Source organism: Microbacterium insulae, from assembly GCF_042677065.1.
Taxonomy (GTDB): domain Bacteria; phylum Actinomycetota; class Actinomycetes; order Actinomycetales; family Microbacteriaceae; genus Microbacterium; species Microbacterium insulae.
The window spans coordinates 636,182-655,712 of record NZ_JBHTII010000001.1 but is presented as its reverse complement, the minus strand read 5'-3'; the positions used below and the strand labels follow the sequence as shown (position 1 = coordinate 655,712).

22 protein-coding genes and 1 pseudogene are annotated in these 19,531 nt (G+C 70.9%); 13 read left to right on the top strand and 10 right to left on the bottom strand.

Annotated elements, in window-relative coordinates; translation table 11 throughout:
• Positions 1-2: 2 nt before the first annotated feature.
• Positions 3-743, bottom strand: coding sequence for an SDR family oxidoreductase (locus tag ACFQ0P_RS03135; RefSeq protein WP_204980311.1), 741 nt, complete (start codon positions 741-743; stop codon positions 3-5).
• A gap of 119 nt (positions 744-862) precedes the next feature.
• Here ACFQ0P_RS03135 and sigJ point away from each other — a divergent pair, with 119 nt between their 5' ends.
• Complete coding sequence (gene sigJ, locus ACFQ0P_RS03130; RefSeq protein ID WP_204980309.1) at positions 863-1,747, top strand: RNA polymerase sigma factor SigJ; 885 nt, start codon at positions 863-865, stop codon at positions 1,745-1,747.
• 9 nt (positions 1,748-1,756) lie between these two features.
• Positions 1,757-3,907: a S9 family peptidase gene (locus ACFQ0P_RS03125; RefSeq protein ID WP_204980307.1), complete on the top strand. Its 2,151-nt coding sequence runs from the start codon at positions 1,757-1,759 to the stop codon at positions 3,905-3,907.
• 6 nt (positions 3,908-3,913) lie between these two features.
• Here the strand turns inward: ACFQ0P_RS03125 and ACFQ0P_RS03120 are convergent, their stop codons facing one another.
• The 4 genes from ACFQ0P_RS03120 to ACFQ0P_RS03105 all read right to left on the bottom strand — a co-directional run bounded on the left by ACFQ0P_RS03120 (position 3,914) and on the right by ACFQ0P_RS03105 (position 5,265).
• A complete protein-coding gene (locus ACFQ0P_RS03120; RefSeq protein WP_204980305.1) occupies positions 3,914-4,099 on the bottom strand; it encodes a DUF1918 domain-containing protein in 186 nt (61 codons plus the stop codon).
• Positions 4,100-4,160: 61 nt separating this feature from the next.
• Positions 4,161-4,385 (bottom strand): hypothetical protein, encoded by a 225-nt coding sequence (locus ACFQ0P_RS03115; protein ID WP_204980303.1) that lies wholly within the window; start codon positions 4,383-4,385, stop codon positions 4,161-4,163.
• 40 nt (positions 4,386-4,425) lie between these two features.
• Positions 4,426-4,848 (bottom strand): VOC family protein, encoded by a 423-nt coding sequence (locus ACFQ0P_RS03110; RefSeq protein WP_204980301.1) that lies wholly within the window; start codon positions 4,846-4,848, stop codon positions 4,426-4,428.
• Between the two features lie 39 nt (positions 4,849-4,887).
• Positions 4,888-5,265, bottom strand: coding sequence for a SpoIIAA family protein (locus ACFQ0P_RS03105; RefSeq protein ID WP_204980299.1), 378 nt, complete (start codon positions 5,263-5,265; stop codon positions 4,888-4,890).
• Between the two features lie 85 nt (positions 5,266-5,350).
• Here ACFQ0P_RS03105 and ACFQ0P_RS03100 point away from each other — a divergent pair.
• Positions 5,351-5,506, top strand: a pseudogene (locus tag ACFQ0P_RS03100) (RtcB family protein); the annotation flags it as partial.
• Between the two features lie 119 nt (positions 5,507-5,625).
• On the opposite strand, the gene ACFQ0P_RS03095 reads toward ACFQ0P_RS03100, so the two are convergent.
• The gene (locus ACFQ0P_RS03095; protein ID WP_378771295.1) at positions 5,626-6,606 is read right to left on the bottom strand and encodes a DNA-3-methyladenine glycosylase family protein; all 981 of its coding nucleotides are present in this window, start codon (positions 6,604-6,606) and stop codon (positions 5,626-5,628) included.
• A gap of 140 nt (positions 6,607-6,746) precedes the next feature.
• Positions 6,747-7,526, bottom strand: a complete 780-nt coding sequence (locus ACFQ0P_RS03090) for a winged helix-turn-helix domain-containing protein (RefSeq protein WP_204980297.1) — start codon at positions 7,524-7,526, stop codon at positions 6,747-6,749.
• Positions 7,527-8,062: 536 nt separating this feature from the next.
• Here ACFQ0P_RS03090 and ACFQ0P_RS03085 point away from each other — a divergent pair.
• The 10 genes from ACFQ0P_RS03085 (at position 8,063) to ACFQ0P_RS03040 (ending at position 17,813) form a co-directional block, all read left to right on the top strand.
• Complete coding sequence (locus ACFQ0P_RS03085; protein WP_204980295.1) at positions 8,063-9,094, top strand: LacI family DNA-binding transcriptional regulator; 1,032 nt, start codon at positions 8,063-8,065, stop codon at positions 9,092-9,094.
• Between the two features lie 105 nt (positions 9,095-9,199).
• On the top strand, positions 9,200-10,516 hold the full coding sequence (locus tag ACFQ0P_RS03080) for an ABC transporter substrate-binding protein (protein ID WP_204980293.1): 1,317 nt from the start codon (positions 9,200-9,202) through the stop codon (positions 10,514-10,516).
• A gap of 54 nt (positions 10,517-10,570) precedes the next feature.
• On the top strand, positions 10,571-11,542 hold the full coding sequence (locus ACFQ0P_RS03075) for a carbohydrate ABC transporter permease (protein ID WP_204980291.1): 972 nt from the start codon (positions 10,571-10,573) through the stop codon (positions 11,540-11,542).
• Positions 11,542-12,429: a carbohydrate ABC transporter permease gene (locus ACFQ0P_RS03070; protein WP_204980289.1), complete on the top strand. Its 888-nt coding sequence runs from the start codon at positions 11,542-11,544 to the stop codon at positions 12,427-12,429. The genes ACFQ0P_RS03075 and ACFQ0P_RS03070 overlap by 1 nt, the downstream gene beginning before the upstream one ends.
• Entirely contained in the window at positions 12,429-14,660 is a 2,232-nt protein-coding gene (gene yicI, locus ACFQ0P_RS03065; RefSeq protein WP_204980287.1) for an alpha-xylosidase, read from the top strand. The genes ACFQ0P_RS03070 and yicI overlap by 1 nt, the downstream gene beginning before the upstream one ends.
• Positions 14,657-16,117, top strand: a complete 1,461-nt coding sequence (locus tag ACFQ0P_RS03060; protein WP_204980282.1) for a glycoside hydrolase family 1 protein — start codon at positions 14,657-14,659, stop codon at positions 16,115-16,117. Before yicI ends, ACFQ0P_RS03060 begins: the two co-directional genes overlap by 4 nt.
• 86 nt (positions 16,118-16,203) lie before the next feature.
• A complete protein-coding gene (locus ACFQ0P_RS03055; RefSeq protein ID WP_204980279.1) occupies positions 16,204-16,503 on the top strand; it encodes a GNAT family N-acetyltransferase in 300 nt (99 codons plus the stop codon).
• A 63-nt stretch (positions 16,504-16,566) separates the two neighbouring features.
• On the top strand, positions 16,567-17,004 hold the full coding sequence (locus ACFQ0P_RS03050; RefSeq protein ID WP_378771291.1) for a DUF1622 domain-containing protein: 438 nt from the start codon (positions 16,567-16,569) through the stop codon (positions 17,002-17,004).
• Between the two features lie 69 nt (positions 17,005-17,073).
• A complete protein-coding gene (locus ACFQ0P_RS03045; protein ID WP_204980278.1) occupies positions 17,074-17,298 on the top strand; it encodes a hypothetical protein in 225 nt (74 codons plus the stop codon).
• The gene (locus ACFQ0P_RS03040; protein ID WP_204980277.1) at positions 17,298-17,813 is read left to right on the top strand and encodes a hypothetical protein; all 516 of its coding nucleotides are present in this window, start codon (positions 17,298-17,300) and stop codon (positions 17,811-17,813) included. Before ACFQ0P_RS03045 ends, ACFQ0P_RS03040 begins: the two co-directional genes overlap by 1 nt.
• A 75-nt stretch (positions 17,814-17,888) precedes the next feature.
• Here the strand turns inward: ACFQ0P_RS03040 and ACFQ0P_RS03035 are convergent, their stop codons facing one another.
• From ACFQ0P_RS03035 to ACFQ0P_RS03025, 3 genes are all read right to left on the bottom strand, one after another.
• Positions 17,889-18,113 carry a hypothetical protein gene (locus tag ACFQ0P_RS03035; protein WP_204980276.1) on the bottom strand — a complete coding sequence of 75 codons (225 nt, stop codon included), beginning with the start codon at positions 18,111-18,113 and terminating at the stop codon, positions 17,889-17,891.
• Between the two features lie 100 nt (positions 18,114-18,213).
• Positions 18,214-18,948 (bottom strand): alpha/beta fold hydrolase, encoded by a 735-nt coding sequence (locus ACFQ0P_RS03030; protein ID WP_378771290.1) that lies wholly within the window; start codon positions 18,946-18,948, stop codon positions 18,214-18,216.
• A gap of 20 nt (positions 18,949-18,968) precedes the next feature.
• Positions 18,969-19,523, bottom strand: coding sequence for a hypothetical protein (locus tag ACFQ0P_RS03025; protein ID WP_204980275.1), 555 nt, complete (start codon positions 19,521-19,523; stop codon positions 18,969-18,971).
• Positions 19,524-19,531 lie beyond the last annotated feature (8 nt).

The following is a 19,531-nucleotide window of genomic DNA, read 5'->3' as shown; positions in this document are numbered from 1 at the left end:
GATCAGAGCGCGGCGAGCCACTCGGCGTAGGTCTGCCTGCCGCGCAGGGCGTCCGCGTCCGGCAGGGCGTCGCCGGCGCGCATCCCCTTCATCTGCGCGCCCGGAAGGCTGACGGACGGGATCCATCCGCGATGTCCGGCATGCCGCGCGAAGGCGCGGACCATCTCGTCCAGCCGCTCCTCGCGCGGTCCGCCGAGGTCGCGCGCGCGGCCCTGCGCCCCGCCCGCGGCGAGCTCGGCGAGGTGCTCGCCCACCTCGCGGGCCGCGATCGGCTGCACGCGGGCACGCGGAGCCACGTGCAGCGGTCCGATCCTGGCCTGCCCGTACAGCTGCCCGGCGAACTCGTGGAACTGCGTCGCCCGCAGGATCGTCCAGGGGACAGGGGATGCCTCGACCACCCGCTCCTGCGCGATCTTCCCGGCGTAGTAGTCGTACGGCATCCGGTCGATCCCGACGATCGAGAGCACGACCACGTGCGCGACCCTCGCCCGCTGCGCCGCCCCGAGGAGGTTGCCGGTCGCGGTCGTGAAGTACTCCTCCGCGGTCCGGGCCTTGAGCGTGGACACGTTGACGGTGTCGATCACGGCGTCGGCCCCGTCCAGAGCGGCGTCGACGCCGGTTCCGGCGATGAGGTCGACGCCGACCGAGCGGCTGAGGGAGACGGCCTGGTGACCCGCCGCCCGCACCGCATCCAGGGTGTGGCGCCCGACGGTTCCGGTGCCTCCGGCGATCACGATCTTCATGGGGTCCTTCTTTCCGCAGCGGTCGATCCGCTCTCCTTCTTCGACGACGCAGCACCCCAGAATGTGAGTATCGGCTCACATTCACCGGCGCCGCGTCGTCGGATCCTCGGGAGGCCCTGATGAACGACGTGGATGCGCTCGAGAGCGAACGCCGCTCGCTGCTCGCTCTGTCCTACCGCATGCTCGGAACGGTCGCCGATGCCGAGGATGCCGTGCAGGAGACCTACCTGCGCTGGTACCGGCTCCCCGACGCGGAGCGCGCCGCGGTCCGCAATCCCGCGGCGTGGCTCACACGAGTCGCGAGCCGCGTCTGCCTCGACATGCTCGGCTCAGCCCGCGCGCGCCGCGAGAGCTACGTCGGGGAGTGGCTGCCCGAGCCGCTTCCCGCGTCCTCGCCGCTCGCGGCATCCGTCGCCGTCGACCCGCTCGACCGCGTGACCCTCGACGACTCGGTGTCGACCGCGCTCCTGGTCGTGCTGGAGTCGCTCACGCCCGCGGAGCGGGTGGCCTTCGTCCTGCACGATGTGTTCGGGATGCCGTTCGGCGAGATCGCCGAGGCGGTCGGCCGCACGCCGGACGCGGCACGTCAGCTGGCCTCGCAGGCGCGCCGTCGTGTGCGCGAACGGCGCGCGGGATCCGCGACGCGTGCGGAGCACGATGCGGTCGCCGAAGCGTTCGCCGCCGCCACCGCGACGGGCGACCTCGCCGCGCTCGTCGCCGTGCTCGACCCCGACGTCGTGCTGAGGGCGGACGGCGGAGGTCGCGTCTCGGCGGCGCGCCGCCCGGTGGTCGGCGCCGATCGCGTGGCCCGCTTCCTGCTGGGCCTGCCGCACCTCCTCCCCGAGGCGCGCGTGACTCCGACGGCGACGACGGACGGACTGGCGTTCGAGGTCTCGGTCGACGGCGTGACGGACTCCGTCATCACCCTGGCCGTGTCGAGTGGGCGGATCACCGAGGTGTACATCGTGCGCAACCCCGACAAGCTCACCGCGTGGCGGGGCTAGCGTGGGGGGATGGCGACTCCGTTCCACTCCCTTGATGACTTCATCGCCCTTCCGCGCGTGGAGGCGCTCGCGCTGTCTCCCGACGGCTCGACCGTCGTCCTGACGGTCGCCGCCCTCAAGAAGGACGGCACCGGCTACGACCGCTCGCTGTGGAGCGTGCCGTCCGACGGGGCCGGCACACCGCGCCGGCTCACGCGGTCGGCCAAGGGGGAGACGGGGGCCGCGTTCACGGCGAGCGGCGACCTGCTGTTCGTCTCGGCGCGCCCCGACGCCGAGGGCGACGCCGACGACGAGTCCGGGCAGCTGTGGATGCTGCCCGCCGCCGGCGGAGAGGCGCGGCCCGTCACACGGCTCGCGGGCGGGGTGGACGGCATCATGGCCACGGCGGAGTCGAGCGACCGCGTCGTGGTCGCGGCATCCCTCCTCCCGTCGGCGGAGTCGATCGAGGCCGATGCCGCGCTGCGCGCGCGACGCAAGGACAAGAAGGTCTCGGCCATCCTCCACCAGACCTACCCGGTGCGGTTCTGGGACCACGACCTCGGTCCGGCGGCGCCGCACCTGCTCGTCGTCGACGCCGACGAGCTCGCCGACACGATCGCCGCTGCGGTGGCGGACACCGCCGCCGAGGACGAGGCGGTGCGGGATGCAGCGGCGACCCTCGCCGACGGTGCGGGTGCCGCGAGTCCCGGCGGTGCGGATGCCGCGACCGAGCCGCAGCCGTATCCGGCGACGCTCCCGCGGCCCCGCGACCTCACGCCGCGCCCCGGCCGGTCGGCCGATCACGCCGCTGGCGCCCTCACTCCCGACGGATCCGCCCTCGTCGTGTCGCTGGACGAGCGCGAGCAGCGGGCGGGCCGCCGGGTGATCGTGCGGATCGACACCGAGACGGGGGAGTGGACGACCCTCTTCGACGAGATCGGCGTCGACTTCGAATCGCCCGTGGTCAGTCACGACGGGCGCCTCGTGGCGTTCCTGCGCACGGTCAAGAGCACTCCCGCCGCGCCGACCGACTCCGAGGTGTGGGTCGCCGAGATCGATGGATCCGCCGCGCGCCGAGTCGCGGAGGGCTGGGACCGGTGGGCGTCGTCGCTGTCGTTCGCCGTCGGCGACATCGCGCTCATCGCGACGGCCGACGAGGACGGGCGCGGCCCGGTCTTCCGCCTCCCGCTCGACGGCGGCCCGGTCGAGAGGCTGACCGAGGACGACTTCACCTACACCCACGTGCGGGTCGTGCCGGGCAGCGCCGAGCTGGTCGCGCTGCGCTCGTCCTGGATCGCTCCGCCGCACCCCGTCCGCATCGCGGGCGCGGGCACGGTCACGCCGCTGTCCTCGCCGGTGGCGACGCCCGACGCGCCCGGGTCGATCACCGAGGTGGAGACGGTCGCCGAGGACGGCACCCGGGTGCGCGGCTGGCTCCTCCTTCCCGATGGCGCGTCGGCGGATGCTCCGGCACCGCTCCTGCTGTGGATCCACGGCGGCCCGCTGAGCAGCTGGAACGCGTGGAGCTGGCGCTGGGCGCCGCTCCTCGCGGCCGCGCGAGGGTACGCGGTTCTCCTCCCCGACCCCGCTCTGTCCACGGGGTACGGGCTCGACTTCATCGCGCGCGGCTGGAACAGCTGGGGCGGCAAGCCGTACACCGACCTGCTCTCGATCACCGACGCCGTCGAGTCGCGGTCCGACATCGATGAGAACCGGACCGCCGCGATGGGCGGCTCGTTCGGCGGCTACATGGCGAACTGGATCGCCGGCCACACCGACCGGTTCCGTGCGATCGTCACGCACGCGAGCCTGTGGGCGCTGGACCAGTTCGCCGGGACGACCGACTCGTCAGAGTACTGGCAGCGCATCTTCACGGACGAGGCGATGATCGAGAACTCCCCACATCGCTTCGTGCGCGACATCCGCACCCCGCTGCTCGTGGTGCACGGCGACAAGGACTACCGCGTACCGGTCGGCGAGGGACTGCGCCTCTGGTCGGAGCTGGCCGAGCATCACGCCGACGCGGAGGGCCGCATGCCGCACCGCTTCCTGTACTTCCCGGACGAGAACCACTGGGTGCTGAAGCCTCAGCACGCGGTGATCTGGTACGAGACGGTATTCGCCTTCCTCGCGGAGCACGTGCGCGGCGAGGAACCCTCCTTCCCGGAGCTGCTCGGCTGACGGAGGTCAGGCCTCGTGGCGGATCTCGCAGTCGCTTCCGGGCGCGAGGATCGCCTCGTGGCCGTCGTCGTAGCGGACGACCAGGAGCGGGGATTCCTCGGTGCCTCGGACCTCGATCACCTCTCCCGCCCGTTCGGCCGAGCCCACGATGCGCCCGTGGATGACCACGCGGTCGCCGACGGTGGCGTTCATTCGGATCACCTCCCGGCGCTCACGATACGACGCGCGCGGGGCCGACGGAAGACGGGTGCCGCTACAGCTGCGCGCCGTCGTCGTCGCGGTTCTCGAGGCCGACGTTGCGCCCGCGCCATGACTCGTACGCGATGAGCCAGCCGATCGACACCGCGAAGGCGAGGAAGAGCCCGACGAGCACCTGGCCCCAGATCAGCCCGAACACGATGCCGAGGGCGAAGATGAGCGCCGTGCCGAAAGACCAGCCCGAGTGCCCGCGCGTCCAGCGCCTGCGAGGTGTCGTCATGCGCACAGCCTAGGGCCGCACCGGCCGCCGCTGCGCCGGCTCACGCGGGCGCAGCGTTGAGGGCCACCATCCACTCGACGCCGTACCGGTCGGTGAGCATGCCGAACCGGCCGCCCCACGGCGGAGTGTCGAACGGCATCATGATGACGCCGCCCTCGGCGAGGCCGGACCAGAGCCGCTCGAGCGTCGCCTCGTCGTCGCCGCTGACCGAGACGGCGACGCCCGTCGGAGCCCGGTACTCCATGCGGCCGGGAGTGTCGGCCGCCATGAGGACGAGCCCCTCGGGGGTGGTGAGCTGGGCATGCATCACGAGGTCGCGCTCGGCGGGATCGTCGACCATGCCCTCGTACTGACCGAACGTGGAGACTTCGAGCTCACCCCCGAATACCCGCTGGTAGAAGCCCATGGCCTCACGGGCCTGGGTGCGGAACGACAGATACGGGTTGAGGGTGAGGCTCGGCATGGGGCCAGTGTGCTCCGGGCTCCCGACATCCGCGGGGCGCTACGCGCCGCTCGGACCCTCTGCCGCCCACGCGACCGCGTCGTCGACCGCCGCGACGCCGAAGATGCGCACCTCGCACGGGAAGAGAAAGGAGATGCCGTGCACGATCTCGCCGATCAGGGAGTGGTCGGTGACCAGGGCGATGCGCCCCCACGTGTCGGCGGGCTTGCCCTCCAGACGCGCGTCCTGCCACAGCGCGCCGAGGGTGTACCGCTCGAACTCGTCGCCCAGCACGAGGACGAGGTTGACCTTCTCCCCCCGCTCGATGGCGGCGTCGATCGCGGGGTCGAGGACCGACTCGTAGTCCGAGGAGTCGACCGCGCCCACGGCGCGGAATCCGAGGACGCCGTCGGGCAGCCCGTGCATCGTCTCGATCATGCGCTCATCCTCGCGTGCCGGGCCGCGAGCGGGAGCGAAGAGCCAGGGCGGGTCGCGGCATCCGTCGTCGCCTCGAGCAGCTGGGGAGGCGATGACCGGCATCGAGTTCCGCGACGCCGACGCGTTCATCGACGAGATCCCGCAGGCGTACAAGCCGATCGACCGGGTCATGGCTGACGCGGCCGACCTCGTGTCGGTGCGGCATGAACTGCGTCAGCTCATCAACGTCAAGGGGGCCTGAGCGGCATCGTTGCGCGACCCGTCCGTCCGGCCGAAACTCGCAGAATCGTCTCGGATTCGCAGTGATCGGCCCGGAATCTGCGGAGCTCGCGCGATTCTGCGATCGAGCGAGCGTGCCGGTCAGCGCTCGCGGTTGTCGTTGATGCTCATGCGCGGGCCCCGGCGCGGCTCGCTCACGCCGCTGGCATAGATCAGGCGGATCACGCGCTGACGCTGGCCCGCCCACGGCGCGAGGAGCCGCAGCATCCCGTCGTCATCGACTCGCTTGCCCGTCAGCGCGTAGCCGACCTCGTGCGCGAGGTGGTAGTCGCCGACGCTGACCGCGTCGGGGTCTCCGAGGGCGCGGATGCGCGTCTCGGCCGACGTCCACGGGCCGATGCCCGGCTGGCTGACCAGCACGCGGTCGACCGCCTCTCCGTCGTCCGCCGCGAGCACGGAACGCACCAGCGACTCTCCGCGCTGTGCGGCGCGCACGAGCGTCTTGGCCTGCGGCGGCTCGAGTCCGGCACGGTGCCACGCCCACGAGGGGATGCGGCGCCAGCCGTCGATCGTCGGGGGCGCGAACATCGCGCGCGGAGTGGGGCCGGGGGCACGTTCGCCGAATCGGGTGAGGAGGCGGCGCCACGCCGCGAACGCCTGCATGCCCGTGATCTTCTGCTCGAAGATCGCGCACGCCAGCGCGTCGAAGACGAGCCCTGTGGCGCTCAGGCGGAGTCCGGGGTTGCGCCGGTGGGCATCGGCGATGAGCGGATGCTTCGACGCGTCGAAACCGGTCGGGTCGTCGTCGGCGCCGCACAGGGCGGGCACCTGGGCCAGCGCCCACTCGCGTCCTGGTCCCCATGCCGCCGCGCGCACGGCGCCGCCCGCGCCCTCGCGCAGCGCCAGCGTCGCGACGCCTTCGGGTGTGCGGCTGGCGCGCCACAGGACCGGACCCGCGACGACGAACGCGGGATCGTTCGCCCCGCGGCGCTGGACGAGCACGGTGCGTCGCAGGTCGAGCGGATGCCGCGGCCGGTACTCCGTCTCGAGGGGGCGCCCCGCGTCGGGGAGGGACTCGCGCACGACGCCGGCGGCGCGGCCGGTCGGTGCGACGGAGGTCATGCTCCGACGATACGCCTCGCCCTCCGACATCCGCCCCTCACCCCCGCGGCTCGGATCAGGAGATATGCCCGGATCAGGCCGAATCCGTGCGGAGCGACCTGACTGCGGCAGATCTCCTGACTGCGGCAGTCCGGCGAACGTCAGAAGCGGTCGGGCGAGGGCGTGCCGTGACCGTAGCGGATGACGACGTCGGCGTGGCGGTCGAACCGGTAGCCGACCCCGCGGACCGTGCGCACGATGTCCTCGTAGCGGCCGAGCTTCGCGCGCAGGCGGCGGACGTGCACGTCGATCGTCCGCTCTCCCGGCGCCTCCTCCTCGGAGGCCCCCTGCCACAGCGAGGTCACCAGTTCGGTGCGCTCGATCGTGCGCCCCTCGCGCAGCACGAGGTACTGCAGCAGTTCGAACTCCTTGAAGGTGAAGGCCGCCGACTCGCCGTCGATGAGCACGCGCTTGCGCGAGATGTCGACGACGACGCCGCCGCCCGCGCGGTCCTCGTCCTCGGGCTCGTCCTGCTTCGTGCGGGCCGTGGCCGAGGGCTCGTGGAGCGCGAGGCGCACGACGTCGACGTCCCGTCCGCCGGAGCCGACGGGTGCGAGAGCGACGGTCGCGTAGGTCTCGGCTTCCGGCGCCAGGTCTGCGAGGGTGCGGCGCAGCGCGTCGACGAGCACGCCGAGGCTGACACCGGAAGCCGCGGCCTTCGCCTCGTCGATGCCGACGTAGAGCGCGAAGCCACGCGGGGCGGTCCCCGGGGGGAGGTGGCGCTGGGCGGGCTGGGTCGGCTGTGCCGGTGCGGCGGGAGCCGCGGCGGCGGGAGCCGCGGCGGCGGGATCGGGGGCCGGAGCCGGGCGCGTCACCGCGCGGAGGTGACGGACGGGAGCGGCGGGGGCGGTCGGGCGGTCGAGGAGGGCGGTGGTCGACATGATGATGGGTCCTTGCGGAAGGGAGCCGGGCCGAAGACGGCGGGAAGAGGCTCGGATGTGCGTGTGCCCGGTGGGGCGGTGCCCGTGATCGGGCGTTGAGCGAGGCATCCGGACGCGCGTGATCGACGCAGCGGAACCGGTGCTTCGGGGACTCGCCAGGCCGTTTTCAGAAGCGGCGTGCGGGTCCGGCGGGGGTCACCGTGCTAGTGGCACATTCGACAACACATGGCAACGCGGCCGGCCATCATCATGCCGGCAGCTCCGTTCGCCTCCCAGGCGGACAGGTAGCTTGCGTTGTCAGTCATGTGGCTGATTATGACGGAGTGCGTCGCAATGCGTCAAATCGCTCGGATGCCACGCCTGCCGCATGACGAAATGTGACACTTTGCTCAATCCGGACCGCACCAACCCAGGCCCTATTTGTTGGCCAATTCGACAAATCGCTTGCGCTGCGCGAACGACTGTGCCTAACATTCGTGTCGAAGCGTTTCCGCGAAGCGCTTCGACCTGAATCACCGACAGACGACGAGGTCGACGTGGCGAACATCAACGAGGTGGCTGAGGCCGCCGGGGTGTCCATCAGCACGGTCTCCTACGCGCTGAGCGGGAAGCGACCCGTCGCCCCCGACACGCGGCGCCGCATCGAGGCCGCCGTGCTCGAGCTCGGCTACAGCCCGAACGCCGGGGCGCGCATGCTCGCCGGATCGCGCACGCAGATCTTCGCGCTCACCGAGCCGCTGCGCACCGACACGCACGCGCCGACGCACATGGCGTTCGTCCTCGCCACGGCCGTCGCGGCGCGGCGCAACGACTACGACATCCTCCTTCTGACCGACGAGCAGGCACAGGCCGGGATGAGCCGGGTCGCCGCCAACCGTCTCGTCGACGCGATCCTCGTGCTCGACGTCGCGCCCGACGATGCGCGTGTGGCGCTCGCCAGGCAGATCGCCACGCCGACGGTCTTCATCGGCATCCCCGACGACAACGAGGGCCTCATCTGCGTCGACCTCGACTTCGAGGCCGCCGCCGCCTGGGCGGTCGACCTCCTCGCCGACGCCGGGCATCGCTCCATCGGACTGGTCGGCCAGGCCGACACGGCCTACGTGAAGTCCAACTTCCCGCCGCGCGTCCGCGCCGGAGTGCTCGAGCGCAGCGCCGAGCGCGGACTCTCCGCGGCCTTCGGAACCACGGGCGTGCGTCACACGAATCGTCAGCAGACGCGCCGCGCCGTCGCCGAGATGCTCGACGCGGGCGCAACAGCCCTCATCCTCCACTGCGCGGACGACGCGCACGCCGCGGTCCTCGCCGAGCTCGACGACCGGGGGATGAGCGTCCCCGGAGATGTCTCGGTCATCTCGGTCGGCGCATCGTTCGACCTCGGCGCACTGCCCGTGGCGCTGGACTCGATCCCGCTCGTGCCGCAGTCGTCGTGCGACCTCGCCGTCGACCTCGCGCTGCAGACACTCGGGCCCGACCAGCCGGAGCCGGGCGTGCGTCTGATCCCTCCCGTGTACACCGCGCGCGGCTCCATCGCCGCCCCCCGATCGTCGGAGGCCCCGGCGGACTGACCGCCGCGGCATCCGATCAGCGTTTCGCCGCCCGTTATCGAAGCGCTTCGACAACTGAATCCCACCCCTCGACCAACGCAGGTCACCAAGAAAGGAGTGCCACCGATGGCACGAATCACACGCAAGAACGCCCGGCGCGGCCTCGTCGCGCTCGGCGCCGTCACGGTCGGGGCGCTCGCGCTGGCCGGCTGCGCCGGCGGCGGATCGTCGGACGGCGGAGGCGACGGCGAGACGCTCAAGCTCTGGCACTACGAGGGCGCGGACAGCGCGATGGGCAAAGCCTGGGCCGAGGCCATCGAGATCTTCGAGGAGGAGACGGGCGCCACGGTCAAGTTCGAGGAGAAGACCTTCGAGCAGATCAACTCGACGGCCAGCCAGGTGCTCGACACGGATGCCGCGCCCGACCTCATGGAGTTCAACAAGGGCAACGCCACCGCCGGCTTCCTGGCCTCGACGGGCCTCATCGCCGACATCTCGGACGCGGTCGAGGAGTACGGCTGGGCGGACCTGCTCGCACCGTCGCTGCAGACCACCGCGAAGTACTCGGAGAGCGGCGTCATGGGCGGCGACACCTGGTACGGGGTGCCCAACTACGGAGAGTTCGTCGGGGTCTACTACAACCTCGACATGTTCGAAGAGGCAGGGCTCGAAGTCCCGACCACCTACGACGAGTTCGTGGAGGTGCTGGACGCGTTCGTCGCGCAGGGGATCACCCCGCTGGCCGAGGCCGGCGCCGAGTACCCGCTGGGACAGCTCTGGTACCAGTTCGCGCTCGCCGAGGGCGATCGTCAGTTCGTCAACGACTACCAGCTGTACGAGAACCCGGTCGACTGGCAGGGCCCCGAGATCACCGCGGCGAGCGAGACGCTCCTCGACTACATCGACAAGGGCTACATCGCGTCGGACGTGGCATCCGTCGTCGCCGAGGACGCGGGTGTCGCGTTCATCAACGGCACCGCGCCGATCTTCGTGTCCGGCTCGTGGTGGTACGGCCGCTTCGTCGAGCAGGCCACCGACTTCGAGTGGACGATGACCGCGTTCCCCGGCTCCGACCTGTCGCTGGGCTCGTCCGGAAACCTCTGGGTCGTCCCCGAGAACGCGGCGAACAAGGAGCTCGCGTACGAGTTCATCGACATCACGATGCGCCCGGAGATCCAGGCGATCCTCGGCAACAACGGCGGGCTGCCCGTCGCGGCCGACCCCGCCGACATCACCGACCCGAAGAGCCAGGAACTGATCGCCACGTTCAACGGCATCCTCGACGCGGACGGCCTGTCGTTCTATCCCGACTGGCCCGCTCCCGGCTTCTACGACGTCATCGTCCAGCAGCTGCAGGGTCTCGTCACCGGCACGCAGGACGTCGAGACGACCAACGCCAACCTGGGCGCCGAGTACGAAGAAGGGACAGCGGACTTCCGCTGACCCACGCGCGGGGGCGGCGGCGACGTCGCCGCCCCCGCACAACGGGAGTCGAACATGTCTGTCATCACGCGCGCCGATCGGCCCGCACGCACGAAGCTTCCCCCTGACGAGCCCGCGATCCCGCAGCGGCGGGGTGGAACGGCCGGCTACTGGCTGTATCTGGTGCCCGGTTTCGTGCTGCTGCTGGTCATCGTCATCCTCCCGCTCATCTTCAACGTGTATCTCACGTTCACGAAGTGGCGGGGAGTCAACGAGCCGGAGTTCATCGGGCTGGAGAATTGGGTCAAGCTCTTCGGCGATGCGGACTTCTGGACCTCGTTCGGGAACTCCGTCTGGATGATCGTCGCGATGGTGATCGTTCCGACGCTCCTCGGGCTGGTGATCGCCGCAGCGCTCTTCGACGTGGTGGGGCGCAAGTTCGGCGGCAAGGTCGGGAGCTTCCTGCGGGCCACCTACTACCTGCCGCAGATCCTGCCGATCGCGGTGGCCGGAATCGTCATCGGCTGGATCTTCCGTCCGGGCGGCACCGGCGCGATGAACCAGTTCCTCCAGGTGTTCGGCATCGGCCCCGTCGACTGGCTGGGACAGATGCCGTCCGCGCTGCTCGTGCTGATGGCGGTGCTGGTCTGGGTGCAGATCGGCTATCCGGTCGTCATCTTCATGGCCGCGCTCCAGCGCGTCGATCCCGAGCTGTACGAGGCCGCCGAGCTCGACGGCGCGAACTGGTACCAGCGGTTCACCGCGATCACGCTGAGCATCATCCGTCCCGAGGTCTTCGTGGTGACGCTCACCTGCACCATCGCCGCCCTCAAGGTCTTCGGCCCGGTCTTCGTCATCACCCAGGGCGGCCCCGCGGGGGCGACCCTCGTTCCCGCCTATTACGCCTACACCGAGTTCTTCACCAAGCGGAACGTCGGCTACGGCGCCACGATCGCCACCGTGCTGACGATCCTCGTCGTCATCGTGTCGATCATCTTCATCCGGGTGCAGAACTCCGCGGAGCGCAAGGAAAGGGCGGGACTGTGATGACCGCGACCACCGCCATCGTCACCGGCTCCCGGCGCGCCAAGCGCGGACGGGGCGGAATGATCAAGAAGCGTCCCGTCGACTGGCTCATGCTCGCGCTCGTCGTCTTCGGCGCAGTCATCGTGCTGGTGCCCTTCTACCTCATCGTCGTGAACGCCTTCAAGTCGCCCATCGACTACGCCACCTCCGGGCCGTTCGCGCTGCCGCAGGCGCTGGACTTCACCGGCATCCAGAACTTCTGGGAGCGCGTGAACTTCCCGCAGAAGGTGTGGAATTCGATCTTCATCTCGGGACTGGTCGCCGTGCTCGCGGTCCTGATCTCGATGTTCAACGCCTTCGCGATCGGCATCGGACGCGTGCGCGGCCGCACCTGGATCGTGCTGCTGTTCCTCCTCGCGAACCTTCTGCCGCAGGAGGCGCTGCTCTACCCGCTGTACTACATGTTCAAAGAGGTGGGGCTCTACGACAACGTGTGGTCGGTCATCATCGTCTTCACCGTCATCCAGGCCGCCTTCGGCACCTACCTGCTCTCATCGGTGTACGGGACGTTCCCCAAGGAGGTCCTCGAGGCCGCGTCGATCGACGGCGCCTCGCGGTGGCAGATCCTGTGGCGCGTGGTGTTCCCGATCAGCCGCCCGACCCTGTCGGTGCTGCTCATCTTCTTCTTCATCTGGACGTGGAACGAGTTCCTCATCCCGCTGACGTTCCTGGCGTCCAACGCCAACCAGACGGTGCCGGTGGCGATCAGCGTGCTCCAGGGCGACCGGCTCATGGATGTCACGACCACGGCCGGTTCGGCGTTGCTGGGCATCATCCCCACGATCATCTTCTTCCTCATCTTCCAGCGCACCCTCACGCGCGGCATCACGGCAGGAGCAGTCAAGTAATGAAGTTCACCGACGGGTTCTGGCAGCTCCGACCCGGAGTCACCGCCCTCTACGCGCAGGAGGCGTACGACGTCTGGGAGACGGCCACGGCGGACGGTCCGGGGCTGGTGGTCACCGCGCCCACCTCGGTCATCGCCAAGCGCGGGGACACGCTCAACCGTCCCGTGCTGACCGTGACGCTGTCTTCGCCGCTCGAGGGTGTGGTGCGCGTGCGCATCGCCCACCACGAGGGCGGCGCGTGGCACGGCGGATTCGGGCTTCCCGGCGCCGTCTCCGGCGTCGGTCGGGCGTCGGTCTCCGGCGACGGGGGAGTGCTGACGACGGGGGGTCTCACCGCCCGCATCTCTCACGGAGCCCCGTGGTCGCTGTCGTTCGAGCACGGCGACGGCGTCCTCACGACGAGCGGGCACAAGGCGCAGGGATACGTCCGGCTCGCGCCGGACGCGCAGGTCGACACCGGCATCGTCGGCAACGCACGGGGGGACTCACCGGCCCCGCTCGAGCGCGTCTTCGTGCACGAGCAGCTCGACCTCGGCGTCGGCGAGGTGGTCTACGGCCTCGGCGAGCGATTCGGGCCGGTGGCCAAGAACGGCCAGACGGTCGAGATCTGGAACGCCGACGGCGGGACCTCCAGCGAGCAGGCGTACAAGAGCGTGCCGTTCTACCTGTCGAGCCGCGGGTACGGCGTGCTCGTGAACGACCCCGGTCACGTCTCGTTCGAGGTCGGCTCCGAGGCCGTCGAGCGCGTGCAGTTCTCGGTGCCGGGCGAGGTGCTCGAGTACTTCGTGATCGACGGGCCGACGCCCAAGGACGTGCTTTCGCGCTACACGGCGCTCACGGGACGACCGCCGGTCGTGCCCGCGTGGTCGTACGGCCTGTGGCTGTCGACATCCTTCACGACCGACTACGACGAGGCCACCGTGACCTCGTTCATCGACGAGATGGCCGCGCGCGAGCTGCCCGTGTCGGTGTTCCACTTCGACTGCTTCTGGATGCGCGAGTTCAACTGGTGCGACTTCGAGTGGGACCCCCGCACCTTCCCTGACCCCGACGGCATGCTCGCGCGCCTGCACGCGAAGGACCTCCGCGTCAGCGTGTGGATCAACCCGTACATCGGGCAGCGCTCGCCGCTGTTCCGCGAGGCCGCCGACCAAGGCTTCCTCGTGAAGCGCGCCGACGGCACGGTGTGGCAGTGGGATCGGTGGCAGGCCGGCATGGCTCTGGTGGACTTCACCAACCCCGAGGCCACCGCCTGGTACCAGGGGCACCTGCGCCGCCTGGTCGACCAGGGTGTGGACTGCTTCAAGACGGACTTCGGCGAGCGCATCCCCGTCGACGTCGAGTGGGCGGACGGCTCCGACCCTCAGCGCATGCACAACCTCTACACGCAGCTGTACAACGAGGCCGTGCACTCGGTGCTCGTCGACGCCCGCGGCGAGGGCGACGCGGTGCTCTTCGCGCGGTCCGCGACCACCGGCGGGCAGACGATGCCCGTCCACTGGGGCGGCGACTCGACGTCGACGTACGCGTCGATGGCGGAGACGCTCCGGGGAGGGCTTTCGCTCGCCTTCAGCGGGTTCGCGCACTGGAGTCACGACATCGGCGGCTTCGAGGGCACACCGGATGCTGCGGTCTTCAAGCGCTGGACCGCTTTCGGGCTTCTCGGCTCGCACTCGCGCTTCCACGGCTCGGGTTCTTACCGCGTGCCGTGGGCGTTCGACGAGGAGGCGGTCGAGGTCACGCGGCGCTTCACGCACCTCAAGATGCGACTGATGCCGTACCTCTTCCAGGCGGGCGTGGATGCCGCGGCCACAGGGGTCCCGATCCTGCGCCCGATGCTGCTGGAGTTCCCCGACGATCCGGCGGTGCTGCACCTCGACCGGCAGTACATGCTCGGGTCCGACATCCTCGTCGCCCCGGTCTTCTCGGCCGACGGGCGTGTCGACTTCTACCTGCCCGAGGGGGAGTGGACGAGCCTGCTCACCGGCGAGACCGTGACCGGCGGGGGCTGGCGGCGCGAGACGCACGGGTTCGACAGCCTCCCGCTGTACGTGCGGCCAGGGGCGGTCATCCCCTGGGGTGCACGGTCCGATCGTCCCGACTACGACTACTTCGACGGTCTCGAGCTGCGGGTCTTCCCGGGCGGTGAGGGGACCCGCACGATCACCGTGACCGCGCCCGACGGACGTTCGCAACAGTTGACGGCCGACCTCTCGGAGGTGACACGATGACATCCGTGACTTCTCCCGCCTCGCCCGCCGTCCACGGAAGCCCCGACTACCGCGACGCCGGCCTGGTGTTCCCGCCCGGGTTCACCTTCGGCTCGGCGACCGCGTCGTACCAGGTCGAGGGCGCTTTCGACGAGGACGGGCGGGGCCCGTCGATCTGGGACACCTTCAGCAAGACCCCGGGCAAGGTGTGGAACGGCGACACCGGCGACGTGGCGTGCGACCACTACCACCGCGTCGACGACGACCTCGACCTCATGAGGGAGCTCGGACTCGGCGCGTACCGGTTCTCCATCGCGTGGCCGCGCATCATGCCGACCGGCACCGGCGCGGTGAACCAGGCGGGCATCGACTTCTATTCGCGACTCGTCGACGGACTCCTCGAGCGCGGCATCCGTCCCGTCGCCACGCTCTACCACTGGGATCTCCCGCAGGCGCTGGAGGATGCCGGCGGCTGGCCGGCGCGCGCGACCACCGACGCTTTCGAGCGGTACGCCGAGGTGATGGGCGCAGCTCTCGGCGACCGCGTGCACACGTGGACGACGCTCAACGAGCCGTGGTGCTCGGCGTACCTCGGCTACGGACAGGGGGGACACGCGCCCGGGAGGCACGAACCCGCCGCCGCGCTCGCCGCCGTGCACCACCTCAACCTCGCGCACGGGCGCGCCGTCCAAGCGCTGAGGGCGACGTCGACGGGCGACCCGGACTACTCCGTCACGCTGAACTTCCACGTCCTGCGGGGTCTGGGCGACGGTGCGGCGGAGGCCATGCGGCGCATCGACGGTCTCGCGAACCGCGTCTTCACCCACCCCATGCTGAAGGGGGAGTACCCGGCCGACGTGCTCGCGGACACGGCATCCGTCACCGACTGGTCGTTCGTGCGCGACGGCGACCTGGACGCGATCAACCAGCCCCTGGACGTGCTGGGCGTCAACTACTACTCGACCGCCACCGTGAGGCTGTGGGACGGCGTCTCGCCCAAGCAGATGAACGACGGGCACAAGGGTGCGGCCGGTGGCACGGCATGGCCGGGAAGCGACCGGGTCGTCGAGTTCGTCGAGCAGCCGGGGCCGTATACGGAGATGGGCTGGAACATCGCTCCCGAAGGGCTCGAAGAGCTGCTGCTGGCGTTGACCGAGGAGTTCCCCGACCAGCCGCTCATGGTGACCGAGAACGGCGCGGCTTTCGCCGACGTCGTGGCCGAGGACGGTTCGGTGCCCGACCCCGAGCGGCTCGACTACCTGCGTCGGCACTTCACCGCGGCCCACCGGGCGATGGTCCGGGGCGCCGATCTGCGCGGCTACTTCGTGTGGTCGCTGCTGGACAACTTCGAGTGGGGGTACGGCTACGCCAAGCGGTTCGGCATCGTCCGGGTCGACTTCGACACCCTCGAGCGCACGGTGAAGGACAGTGGCCGCTGGTACTCGCGACTGGCCCGCACCGGAGTGCTCCCCGGCTGAGCGCCCGCCGGGACATCGCTGTGCGAAGGCCGCGACATCCCGGGTTCGCGCGTCCCGCCGCGCCCGGGCAGGTCTACTCTGACGTGGTGACCGAGCTCCGCTTCACGCACGAACCCGACGCCTCGCGCTACACGCTCCACCGCGGGGACGACCTCGTGAGCGTGCTGGACTACCGCGACGACGGCCGCACCGTCGCGATGACACGCGCGTACACCGTGCCGACCTTCCGCGGTCACGGGTACGCGGGCGAACTCGTCGAGCGGGCCGTGTCCGAGCTGGAGCGCAGCGGCGGCCGCCGCGTCAGCCCGGTGTGCTGGTACGTCGCGGACTGGTTCGCGGCCCACCCCGGACGCGGGGGCATCCTCGCCGACCGCCGTTCGGCCTAGTCCGCCGCCGAACCGCCGCGGCACCGCCGCGCGGGGACCGCGCGCGAGCCCTATGCTGGCCGCGTGCAGGTGGAAGAGGTGTTCACCCTCGTCGCGGTCGGCTTCGAAGCCGTCGGCGCCGCGGCGATGATCGTCGGCTTCGTGATCGCGCTCGTGCTCGGAGCGCGCTCGCTCGCCCGCCACGAGGGCGGCGGGGCGGCGTTCACGGTGCTGCGGACGACGCTCGGGGCGGCGATCCTGCTCGGCCTCGAGGTGCTGGTCGCCGCGGACCTCATCCGCACCATCACGTCAAAGCCCTCGCTCGAGGATGCCGCGATCCTCGGCATCATCGTCCTCATCCGCACCCTGCTGTCGATGTCGATCCAGATCGAGATCGAGGGGACCCTCCCGTGGCGCCGCGCTCTGCTGCGCAACGGCGGTCAGATGCTCGGCGACGCGGTGGCGCGCGACCGCACGGCGCAGGCCGCCATGAAGGCCGCGACGGGCAGCCAGCCCGCCTGACCCGTCTGTCAAGCCCTTCTCCTGAGGGATGCTTCGGCCCCAGGCTGGGGGAGACGAGAGGAGCGTTCCATGGACCGCGACCTGCCCGAAGGCGTCATCGACGCCGACCCGCCCGGTGGCTGGGACGAAGTCGGGGACGGCGAGACGGCCGCCCGCAATGAGTCGGCGGACGCCGAGCAGCCGTCGGCGGACGCCGGGCTCGCCCCCGACGACCCCGTCGAAGGCGAGATCGCCCGCCAGAGCGCCGATCCCGACCTGGCGTCAGACACCGACCGAGGCGAAGAGGAGCCGTGATGACCGACCACGAGAAGAACGCGAACGAGACCGCGCCGCCCGACCCGGCCACGCCGGAGGTCGCCGCGACGGGGCCGGACGAGCCGCAGGCCACAGAACCGCCGACGACGGATCCGACGACGGATGCCGCGGCCCCCGCGGAGGGAGGGGACGACGCCAGCCACGAGGCGATCGGCATCGGCGTGATCGCGTCCGGGAACGGCGGCGATCACCTCGGCCAGGACGAAGGCCGTGAGACGCTCACGGCCGGTCAGGCGCAGCGCGAGGGCGGCCTCGGCAGCGAGCAGGAGCAGCGCCTCCCGGCGATGTCGCAGAACGATGCGTCGTCGGTGGACAAGGTGGCCGGCATCGTGGCGCAGACCCGGCAGGACGTCGGCACGGAGTCGCTCGAGCAGATCGAGCACGTGCTCGCGCAACGGCTCGAGCAGTCTGGTGTGCCGCTGCCGGAGTCGGACGTGAAGGAGCTCGCGCGCCAGGTCTCCACCGGTGACGCCGAGTCCCCTCAGGAGTCCTGAGGCTCCGGTCTCACCGAGACGGACGCCCCGCGCTTCGGCGCGGGGCGTCGTCGCATTCGTGCCGTGGACGCCGCGTCAGGCGACGGCGCACGCCGCGGTCGTGCAGACCTCGGCGTTGGTGAGGCGCACCCCGATCGGGCGCGCCCACTGCGCGCGCGCGATGCGCTGCTTCGGAACGGCGCGCTCGACCGATTCGGCCGCCCGTCGTTCGCGGATGGCGGCGAGCAGCGCGCGTTCGCGGTCGCGGGCCCAGGTGTCGTGGCGATACTGCTGTTCGGCGGCGGTGACGAGCGAGAGCATGACTTCCTCCGTATGTTCCGATGACTCGAACGTACGCGGGGGGTCGGACATTGCCGGAGGTCCCGGACATGGCAGGAATCCGCGGGTGGGCGGCAGTCCCTCAGCCCTCGCCGACGAACTCGCGGATGAGCGCGGCGGCGGGCGCGGCATCCCGGATCATGGTCTCGTGCCCGTGGCCGGCCACCTCCGCCAGCCGTCCGTCGGGAAGGGTCTCGACGATCCGCTCGCACCATTCGCGGGGCGCGACCACGTCGTGTTCGCCACGGAGCACGAGCGTCGGCGCGGCGACCTGCGGCAGCACATCCTCGGGGCGGTGAGCGAGCGTCGCGCGGAACTTCCCGCGCAGCCGGGGTCCTGCGCGCAGGTACTCGCGCGCTCCGATCGCGATGACCCGGGGACTCTCGACGGCGATGTCGCACAGCAGCCGGCCGATCTGGCCCAGTGCGGTGCGGGCCCGGGGGTCGACGGTGGGTCCCACGAGCACGAGGCGGGAGACGGCGCCCGGATGCCGCGCCGCGACCTCGAGGGCGATCTGCGCGCCCATCGAGTGCCCGACGACGACCGCGGGCTCGCCGACGTGCGCACGCAGATACGCGGCCACGAGGTCGGCCGTCCGCTGCATCGTGAGCACCCGCGGAGGTGGCGGGGCCTCGCCGTATCCCGGGAGGTCCATGGTGATGACCTCGGCGGTGTCGTCCAGGTGGGCGACGAGGTCTGCGAACACGCTGCGCCCCATGCCGAGGCCGTGGATGAGGACGTAGACCGGACGCCCAGATCCGCGACGCTCGACGATCAGCGTGGCGCCCGCGAAGGAGAAGGGGCGAGCATCGGTCACACCGGCAGACTAAGCCACGCTCACGCCGCGCCCCGCTGGTCGCGCAGGCCGACACGGTCCGGGATGTCGAAGTGGACGCGGCGCAGCCAGTCCGGGCCGGGCCACGGTCGCGAGGAGGGAAGCGCGCGCAGGCGTGCCCGCAGCGCCGTGTCCGACGCCTCGACGGGGAGCACACGCGAGGGCGCCCGCTGGGCGAGCGCTCCGAGCCACCAGTGCCGCCACGTGCCCTCGATCGACTCGGGCGCGGCGACCAGGTAGTAGTCGGGCATGACGGCCTCCCCCGAGGCGAAGAGGCCGAGCAGCGTCTCGACCTCGATCTCGAGGGTGCCGAGCGTCGCCTTCTCCTCGTACAGCTCCACCCAGGCGGCGGCCACGTGCTCGAGGGGATCGGCGTCGTGGACCACGTAGGGGGAGGAGGAGGCGGCCACGGCCCGCGCGGCCTCGGCGGGCTCGGTCTCGCGAAGGGCGAGGGCGGCGATCGCAGGGAAGCGTGCGAGCCCGCCCAAGAGCTCATCTCTGTCGGCCCCGACGAGGGCCACGACGGTGGAACGGGGTGATTCCGGTGAGGGCGCCATATTCCACG